This is a genomic window from Pseudomonas endophytica, from assembly GCF_001411475.1.
Classification (GTDB): Bacteria; Pseudomonadota; Gammaproteobacteria; order Pseudomonadales; family Pseudomonadaceae; genus Aquipseudomonas; species Aquipseudomonas endophytica.
Genome location: NZ_LLWH01000062.1, coordinates 1 through 7,828, shown reverse-complemented (window position 1 = coordinate 7,828; position 7,828 = coordinate 1). Strand labels below are relative to the sequence as shown.

At 55.0% G+C, this 7,828-nt stretch carries 9 protein-coding genes; 3 read left to right on the top strand and 6 right to left on the bottom strand.

What is annotated here, in order from left to right; genetic code table 11:
* Together AQS70_RS06010 and AQS70_RS06005 are read right to left on the bottom strand one after the other, a co-directional pair.
* Positions 1–1,201: heavy metal translocating P-type ATPase (locus AQS70_RS06010; RefSeq protein ID WP_277620577.1), on the bottom strand; the 1,201-nt coding region annotated here is incomplete at its 3' end.
* Positions 1,202–1,330: 129 nt separating this feature from the next.
* A complete protein-coding gene (locus tag AQS70_RS06005; RefSeq protein WP_055101990.1) occupies positions 1,331–1,711 on the bottom strand; it encodes a hypothetical protein in 381 nt (126 codons plus the stop codon).
* 144 nt (positions 1,712–1,855) lie between these two features.
* Between AQS70_RS06005 and AQS70_RS06000 the strand changes: the two genes are divergently transcribed.
* The gene (locus AQS70_RS06000; protein ID WP_055101989.1) at positions 1,856–2,053 is read left to right on the top strand and encodes a heavy-metal-associated domain-containing protein; all 198 of its coding nucleotides are present in this window, start codon (positions 1,856–1,858) and stop codon (positions 2,051–2,053) included.
* A 170-nt stretch (positions 2,054–2,223) separates the two neighbouring features.
* Positions 2,224–3,420: a multidrug effflux MFS transporter gene (locus tag AQS70_RS05995; RefSeq protein ID WP_055101988.1), complete on the top strand. Its 1,197-nt coding sequence runs from the start codon at positions 2,224–2,226 to the stop codon at positions 3,418–3,420.
* Between the two features lies 1 nt (position 3,421).
* On the opposite strand, the gene AQS70_RS23840 is transcribed toward AQS70_RS05995, so the two are convergent.
* From AQS70_RS23840 to AQS70_RS05985, 3 genes are all read right to left on the bottom strand, one after another.
* Positions 3,422–3,592, bottom strand: coding sequence for a hypothetical protein (locus AQS70_RS23840; protein WP_164488179.1), 171 nt, complete (start codon positions 3,590–3,592; stop codon positions 3,422–3,424).
* A gap of 121 nt (positions 3,593–3,713) precedes the next feature.
* On the bottom strand, positions 3,714–4,727 hold the full coding sequence (locus AQS70_RS05990; RefSeq protein ID WP_055101987.1) for a zinc-binding alcohol dehydrogenase family protein: 1,014 nt from the start codon (positions 4,725–4,727) through the stop codon (positions 3,714–3,716).
* Positions 4,728–4,922: 195 nt separating this feature from the next.
* A complete protein-coding gene (locus tag AQS70_RS05985; protein ID WP_055101986.1) occupies positions 4,923–5,876 on the bottom strand; it encodes an adenosine deaminase in 954 nt (317 codons plus the stop codon).
* Positions 5,877–6,099: 223 nt separating this feature from the next.
* Here AQS70_RS05985 and AQS70_RS05980 point away from each other — a divergent pair, with 223 nt between their 5' ends.
* Complete coding sequence (locus AQS70_RS05980) at positions 6,100–7,185, top strand: calcium:cation antiporter (RefSeq protein ID WP_055101985.1); 1,086 nt, start codon at positions 6,100–6,102, stop codon at positions 7,183–7,185.
* A 372-nt stretch (positions 7,186–7,557) separates the two neighbouring features.
* On the opposite strand, the gene AQS70_RS05975 is transcribed toward AQS70_RS05980, so the two are convergent.
* Positions 7,558–7,828: DUF1949 domain-containing protein (locus AQS70_RS05975; protein WP_156355033.1), on the bottom strand; the 271-nt coding region annotated here is incomplete at its 5' end.

Sequence of the window (7,828 nt, the reverse complement as noted above, 5' to 3'; positions counted from 1 at the left end):
TCACAAGCACGACGGGGACGAAGACTTGACTGACTTTATCCACCAGCTTCTGGATCGGCGCGTTACCGGCCTGTGCGTCTTCAACCAAGCGAATGATGCGTGCCAGTACCGTTTCTGTGCCCAATGCCAGGGTTTTAATCACGAGGCGGCCTTCGCCATTGATCGCGCCGCCGGTCACGTTATCCCCAGGCTGTTTGGGCACGGGCAGGCTTTCGCCGCTGATCAGGGCTTCATCGGCGTGGCTTTGGCCTTCAACCACCTCGCCATCCACCGGAAAACGTTCACCGGGTTTGACCAAGACTAAGTCGTTCAGACGCAAGTCGCTGATGGCGACGTCTTGTTCTTGGCCATCGACCACGCGCAAGGCGCGCTCAGGACGCAACGCTTCAAGGGCACGAATGGCGCTGGCGGTTTGGCGTTTGGCGCGGCTTTCGAGGTACTTGCCCAACAGCACCAGTGCGATCACCACCGCCGAGGCTTCGAAGTATAGGTGCGGCGTACTGCCGGGCGCCGCGATGGCCCACTCGTACAGGCTCAGGCCGAAGCCCGCGCTGGTGCCGAGCGCGACCAGCAAATCCATATTGCCAGCACCCGCCTTGACGGCTTTCCAGGCGGCCTTGTAGAAGCGGGCGCCCAATACAAACTGTACGGGGGTGGCGAGCGCAAATTGTGCCCACGCGGGCAGCATCCAGTGGACCCCAAGCGGCATCAGCAGCATGGGCAGCACCAACGGCAGCGCTAGCACAATAGCCAGCCCCAAGGCCCAACGCTCCCGGCGCAAGCGGTTTTGCTGGTCGTCCTGCACGGCTGTCGAGTTGTGCGCTTGATGCAGGCTCGCCGAATAGCCTGCTTGGCTGACGGCGTCAATCAACAGGGCGGGATCGACATGGCCGAGCATTTCGACATGTGCACGCTCAGTGGCAAGGTTGACATTGACCCGCTCTACGCCAGGAACCTGTGCCAAGGCTTTTTCAACTCGCCCGGCACATGAGGCGCAGGTCATGCCGCTCACATCCAGTTCTTGGCTAAGGGCTGGAACATGGAAACCCGCTTGCTCAACGGCATCGACTAAGGCGGGCAAACTATTGGCGGGGGCTTGAACGCGCGCCTGCTCGGTGGCCAGGTTAACGCTGACGGAGCTGACCCCTGGGACTTTGGCCAAGGCTTTTTCGACGCGACCTGCGCAACTGGCACAGGTCATGCCGTCAATCGGCAGATCAAATTGGGTGGGCACGAGCAGTCCTCCTTGAGAAGTTATCTGTCCATAGAGTCGACCTTGACCCCGTGGCAAGGTCAAGATCACTGCGTTGAGTTATTTCGTGAGTCGGGGTCAGTACTCAAGTGGCGTGGGTTTGAGGTACATGCCGTCTTTGCCTAAGGCGATTCGATATTTGCGAATATCACCGGCTTTTAATGTGAACTGCTGCGCGGGGGGCACCAACAAGCCGGGTAAGCAGCCAGGGGCTTGACCGGGTAGCAGCTTGAGGCGAATACCCACGGTGGCCGCAGGCAAGTTGAAAGATAGCGCCTGTTCTTGAAACAGTCGTCCGGCTAATTGGTCGTCGATGTACACCCCAATTTCACAATTAGTCGGGACTTCTAAGCGCTCACGAGAAATGATCAGCACGCCATAGTCCTGATCGGCATTTGCCCACAGCGGCAAGCTGGCGAGTCTTAAAAGACAGACAAGGCTCATAACAGACCTGCGCATGGCTCGGTACTCTGTGTGTATTCACAAGTGGCCAGCTTGGCCGAGCCAAGATTAGATTGCCAGCACGTTAATGCAACACAGGGCTTGACCTTGCCACGATGGCAAGGTCAATGCTGTGGCCATCACCCAAAAGGAGGCTGTGCTATGCAAACGTTTAAGGTAGGTGGAATGACCTGTGGTGGCTGTGCGCACGGTGTAACCAATGCGATTCAGCGCCGTGACCCGCAGTCCAGCGTTGAGGTGGATTTGAAGTCCAAGGCCGTGAAGGTCGACAGTGCGCTGCCCTTGGAAGCCATCGTCGAAGCGATTGAAGACGCCGGTTTTGAAGTGCTAAAGGCTTAAAACGTAGTTGTCGCAGGCTGCGATCATTTGATTGTTAAAAGATCGTAGCCTGCGCGTAGTTTGTGAGTTGATCTACGTTTTATTAGATAGCTGGCTATCTTTATGTTCATCGTCTGTAACCACAGCTAGACTGTCGGCCTGCGCCTACCGCAGTTCGATTTGGATACTTGATGAACGTTAGAACAATCTTGATTCTAGGTGCGCTCAGCGCTTTTGGGCCTTTGGCGATCGACTTCTATTTGCCAGGGTTTCCGGCAATGGCTCTAGCCTTTGCCACGGATGAGACGCACATTCAACTTACCCTTGCGGTGTACTTCCTAGGTTTGTCCATCGGCCAACTGGCCTATGGCCCACTTGCGGACCGCTTTGGTCGACGTGTGCCGCTGCTGGTTGGCGTAGGGCTATTTACCCTGGGCTCATTCGCCTGTGCCTTTGCGCCTACGCTCGAATGGCTGATTGGCGCGCGTTTTGTCCAAGCCCTAGGGGGGTGCGCAGGGATGGTGCTGTCGCGTGCGATTGTCAGTGACAAATGCGATGCAGTGGGCTCCGCCAAGGTGTTCTCGCAACTGATGCTGGTGATGGGGCTGGCACCGATTTTGGCTCCAATGCTGGGCGGCCTGATGGTGAATCTTTATGGCTGGCAGTCGATTTTTATCGCTTTAACCTGCTTCAGCGTACTCGCCGCCGTGGCCGTGGCTCTGGGGTTACCGGAAAGCTTGCCTGCCAACGTACCGCGTCAGCCTTTGTCGGGGGCACTGCGTCAATATGGCCGCCTGCTTAAAGACCGTGAGTTTCTGGGGCATGCACTGACTGGGGGGATCGCAATGGCCGGTATGTTTGCCTACATTGCCGGGTCGCCTTTCGTCTTTATCAAACTTTACGGCGTGCCTGCCGAACACTATGGCTGGTTGTTTGGCAGTAACGCGGCAGGCTTCATTTTGGTCGCGCAGGTGAACGCTCGCTTGCTGGCCAAACGTCAACCAGGCTTTTTGCTGGCGCGTACGGTCTGGGTTTATCTGGCGGCGGGTGTTGCGTTGCTGGGTATCAGTGCCTTGCATACCGAACATTTATGGCCGTTGCTGATTCCGCTGTTTATTTGTATCGCCAGTTTGGGCTGCATTATCCCGAATGCGTCGGCGTGTGCCATGAACGGGCAGGGCGCGCGGGCGGGCAGTGCATCAGCGATGCTTGGCTTTTTGCAGTTCAGTGTGGCTGCCGGAGCGGCTTCATTGGTGAGTGCATTGCACGATGGCAGCGCAATGCCCATGGCCATAGTCATCACCCTTTGCGGGGTGCTGGCCGTCACTATTGGGGTGGCAACCCGGCGTGTGTACACGGCGCGGATCGCTGCCGAAGAAGCCGTTTAAGTTAAACCGCACACTGTTCAGGCAGTTTGTGGGGGGCTTGCAGGCGTGATTTCAACGTATCCACAAAGGCTTTGGCCTCGGCCTTGGTGCGAAAGTTAACGGCTTGCTGGTCGATTTGAACCTGCCAGGGGTGGTTACTGGATTTTGCTAACGCCTTGATCAGGATTTTCATCACGGGCCTCCTTCGGTTGGCAAAGGAGGCCAGTGTATGCCTGAAAACGTTGCAGAGTATGACGCCTAGCAACTCTCGGACTGACGGTTAAAAAATGACCACTTTAGTCCCCGTGCTATGTTCAAAACCCTTCCAGCACGATCTTGCCTTTAGATTTTCCGCTTTCCAGCAATGCGTGTGCGCGTCGTAGATTAGCCGCGTTGATGGTGCCAAAGTGTTCGCCTACGGTGGTGCGCAATGTGCCCGCGTCGATCAGGCCTGCAACGCGGTTCAGCAGGTTGTGTTGCTCGATCATGTCTGGGGTCTCAAACAGTGAACGGGTGTACATAAACTCCCAGTGCAATGACAGGCTCTTGCGCTTGAGCTGGCTGATGTCGAAGGTTTTGGGATCGTCGATCAGCGCCAGTTTGCCTTGAGGTTCGAGGGCTTCTACCAGTTGGCTCAGGTGCTGATCGGTTTGGGTCAGGCTGGCAACATGAGTGACGGCGTTGATGCCTTGATGCTTGAGTTCTTCACTCAGCGGTTTGGCGTGATCTACTACCACATGGGCACCCAGCTCACGCACCCATGCTTGGGTTTCTGGCCGTGAAGCGCTGCCAATCACCTTGAGTGCGGTTAATTGGCTGGCCAATTGGGTCAGGATAGAGCCGACACCCCCGGCGGCGCCCACGATCAACAGGCTTTGCTGCGCGTCGGTTTTATCTTCTTTGATGCCAAGGCGCTCAAACAACAACTCCCAAGCGGTGATTGCGGTCAGAGGTAATGCAGCCGCTTCGGCAAAGCCAAGGCTTTTGGGCATGTGCCCGACAATGCGCTCATCAACCACGTGCAACTCGCTGTTGCCGCCAGCTCGGGCGATAGAGCCTGCATAAAACACCTTATCTCCGACTTTAAACAGGCTGACTTCGCTGCCCACAGCCTTGACCACGCCAGCCACATCCCAGCCCAGTACTTTGGCGACACCGCTCTCGGGCTGCACGTTTTGGCGCACCTTGGTGTCCACGGGGTTCACTGAAATAGCCTTGACCTCGACTAATAAGTCTCGCGGTCCAGCCACGGGTTCTGGCAGTTCGATGTCTTGCAGGGCTTTAGGATCTTGAATCGGAAGGGAGTGGTAGTAGCCGATAGCTTTCATGGGATAAGTCCTAACAGTGAGTACGAAAGTGACCCCATAATTCACTATTTCAACGAGCGATAAAACCGGCGTTTACAGCCCAATACTGCTCACTTCAGTAAAAAGCCTACCGCGTAGGAGCAGCCGGTCGACGCTCGATTGCTCGCGAACTTTTGATGTTGGCAAGATCGCGAGCAAGGGGGGAGGAATCAGCAGTTAAGGTTTGATCAGACGTGCGTCTAGGCTGTTTTGTGCCAAGCGCTTGGCTTGGTCTTGGGTCATGCCCAAATCGGTATACAGCGCGTGGAAGTTTTCGGTCACGTACCCACCAAAATAGGCCGGGTCATCTGAGTTGACGGTGACTTTCACACCGCGCTCAAGCATGTCGAGGATGTTGTGTTGCGACATGTGATCGAACACGCAGAGCTTGGTGTTGGACAACGGGCAGACGGTCAGTGGGATTTGTTCGTCGATGATGCGTTGCATCAAGCGCTCGTCTTCAATCGCCCGTACGCCATGGTCGATGCGCTGGATTTTGAGCAGGTCGATGGCTTCCCAGATGTATTCTGGCGGCCCTTCTTCACCCGCGTGAGCCACGGTCAGAAAACCTTCATGGCGAGCGCGGTCAAATACGCGTTGGAACTTGCTCGGCGGGTGGCCCATTTCTGAACTGTCCAGACCGACTGCGACAAACGCATCACGAAATGGCAGTGCTTGGTCCAGGGTTTTTTCCGCTTCTTCTTCGCTCAAGTGGCGCAGGAAGCTCAGGATCAAACCGCTGGTAATCCCCAGTTGCTGTTCACCGTCTTTGAGTGCGCTGGCGATACCGTTAAGGACCACTTCAAACGGCACACCTCGGTCGGTATGGGTTTGCGGATCGAAGAAGGGTTCGGTGTGGATGACGTTCTGTGCCTTGCAACGCAGCAGGTAGGCCCATGTCAGGTCGTAGAAGTCTTGTGAGGTGCGCAGTACATCCGCGCCCTTGTAATAGAGGTCTAAAAACTCTTGCAGGTTGTTGAAGGCGTAGGCTTTGCGCAGAGCTTCAACATCGTTCCAAGGCAAGGCGATCTTGTTGCGCTCGGCCAGCGAGAACAGCAACTCGGGCTCTAAAGAACCTTCAAGGTGCAGGTGCAGTTCTGCTTTAGGCAGGGCGTTCAACCAGTCATACATATTCGTTTTTCTCATCAAATCAGGTACAGATGCCGGCATTCTACAGGCGCGGGACGACCCAGCTTGTAAAAATACCCACGCCATTTGTCGCACTGTCCTCGTCTAAACGGGATGACTGCGTCTTCGACTAGCCTATTTGCCGACTAAGATGTAACGAAACGTTAGTGAGTTTCGGCGGTCTGTGACCACACAACGTGTCTTCGACTCTCGGTAAAGGCCTTCGATGCTGACTTTATTAAAAGATGAAAAACTCCTGTTGCTGGCGATCGTTATGGTCTGCGCGGCGTATCCGTTGGAGCATTGGCTACTGGGCAGTGGCCAAGCGACGGCTCTGATCGGCGGCATTGTCTTGATTGCTGCGATTGTCTGCGCTTCGATGCGTGTGGCGCATCACGCAGAGGTCTTGGCTGAAAAGGTCGGTGACCCCTATGGAACGATGATCCTGACGTTGTCAGCGGTGTTGGTTGAGGTGGTCATTCTGGCCATCATGATGAGTAACGAGCCATCGCCGACCTTGGTGCGCGATACGATTTATTCGGCGGTAATGCTCGATATCAACGGCATTCTCGGTTTGGCCGCATTGATGGGCGGGATCAAGCACGGTGAACAGCCCTACAACGACGACTCGGCCCGTACGTACAGCGTGATGATTCTGACGGCGATGGGCGTGTCGATGGTGGTGCCGGAATTTATCCCCGAGTCAGACTGGAAAATCTATTCCGCCTTCACGATTGGCGCGATGTTGCTGCTTTACACCGTTTTTTTGCGGATGCAGGTGGGGCCTCACAGTTACTTTTTTAGTTACAACTACCCAGAGAAAAAAGGCCGTAAGCGCGAGCCGGAAGTGGCTTCTGGCAGCATAAAGCTGTCGATCGCGATTTTAGGGCTGGGTGTGATTGTGATTGGCGCGCTGGCTGAGGTGATGTCCAAGGCGCTGGACTTAGGGCTTGAGGGCACGGGTGCCCCGCCGGTGATTACGGCTATATTGGTTGCCGCTATTTCGGCGGCCCCAGAAATTCTGACGGCACTGCGTGCTGCGCTGGCTAATCGCATGCAGTCGGTGGTGAATATTGCCTTGGGCGCTTCGTTATCAACTGTGATTTTGACGGTGCCCGCGATGGAAGCGATGGCGCTGTATACCGGTCAGCCCTTTCAAATGGCGATGACGCCGGTGCAGACGGTGATGGTGCTGATTACGCTGGTGGTGTGCGCGATCAACTTGAATGACGGTGAAACCAATGCCATCGAAGGTATGACGCACTTTGTATTATTTGCAACGTTCATCATGTTGTCGTTTCTGGGGCTTTGAATAGGAACGTTTGAGTCAGCGTAATGATTCGGATGCGCAAGTTTGGTTAAAAAATGTACAGCTTTAAGCAAGCGTGTTGGGGGCTGAAGTGGCGCGAGCTTTACACGGGTTATCCACAGGTTGTTCCACAGGATCTGTGCGCAACTTGATGAGAGGGGTATAAGCACTGTGCGGCTATGTTCTAACCGCGATATACAAAGCTAAATTATTGTTTTTCCTATCTTTTTAATAATAGCGGGAGGATTTGTATAAAAAACGTACAAACTCCTGAAAGGCACGTATCTAAAGGGCTGCAGCTGAATGTGCTCAGGTTATCCACAGTTGGGTGCACAGTGATTGTGGGCAACTGCAGACGTGCAGGTTATAAGGCGCTTATTGGTCGCTGTTGGATAGGTTGCGGTGAAGTAAAATTTTGCCGCTGCTGATGCTGGCCAATTGTTGCTGCAGAGGTGCAATGTGTTCTTCGCTGAGCTCCAGTTGCACATCAACTCCATTGGCGGTGAAGACCTCTTGGACGAGTAGGCCATTTAGCTCGGCCAAGCGCAGTTTTAGCAACGCCAACTCACTGAAGTGGCAAGAGCAATGCAGTGCTACACGGCTGATGAGGGGGAGTTTTGCCGCGTTTTGAAGGCATTTGTTGGCC

Bases quoted from the DNA above. Each gene is read 5' to 3' on its own strand.
- AQS70_RS06005 (WP_055101990.1), bottom strand. From the start codon at position 1,711: ATGCGCAGGTCTGTTATGAGCCTTGTCTGTCTTTTAAGACTCGCCAGC.
- AQS70_RS06000 (WP_055101989.1), top strand. From the start codon at position 1,856: ATGCAAACGTTTAAGGTAGGTGGAATGACCTGTGGTGGCTGTGCGCAC.
- AQS70_RS05995 (WP_055101988.1), top strand. From the start codon at position 2,224: ATGAACGTTAGAACAATCTTGATTCTAGGTGCGCTCAGCGCTTTTGGG.
- AQS70_RS23840 (WP_164488179.1), bottom strand. From the start codon at position 3,592: ATGAAAATCCTGATCAAGGCGTTAGCAAAATCCAGTAACCACCCCTGG.
- AQS70_RS05990 (WP_055101987.1), bottom strand. From the start codon at position 4,727: ATGAAAGCTATCGGCTACTACCACTCCCTTCCGATTCAAGATCCTAAA.
- AQS70_RS05985 (WP_055101986.1), bottom strand. From the start codon at position 5,876: ATGTATGACTGGTTGAACGCCCTGCCTAAAGCAGAACTGCACCTGCAC.
- AQS70_RS05980 (WP_055101985.1), top strand. From the start codon at position 6,100: ATGCTGACTTTATTAAAAGATGAAAAACTCCTGTTGCTGGCGATCGTT.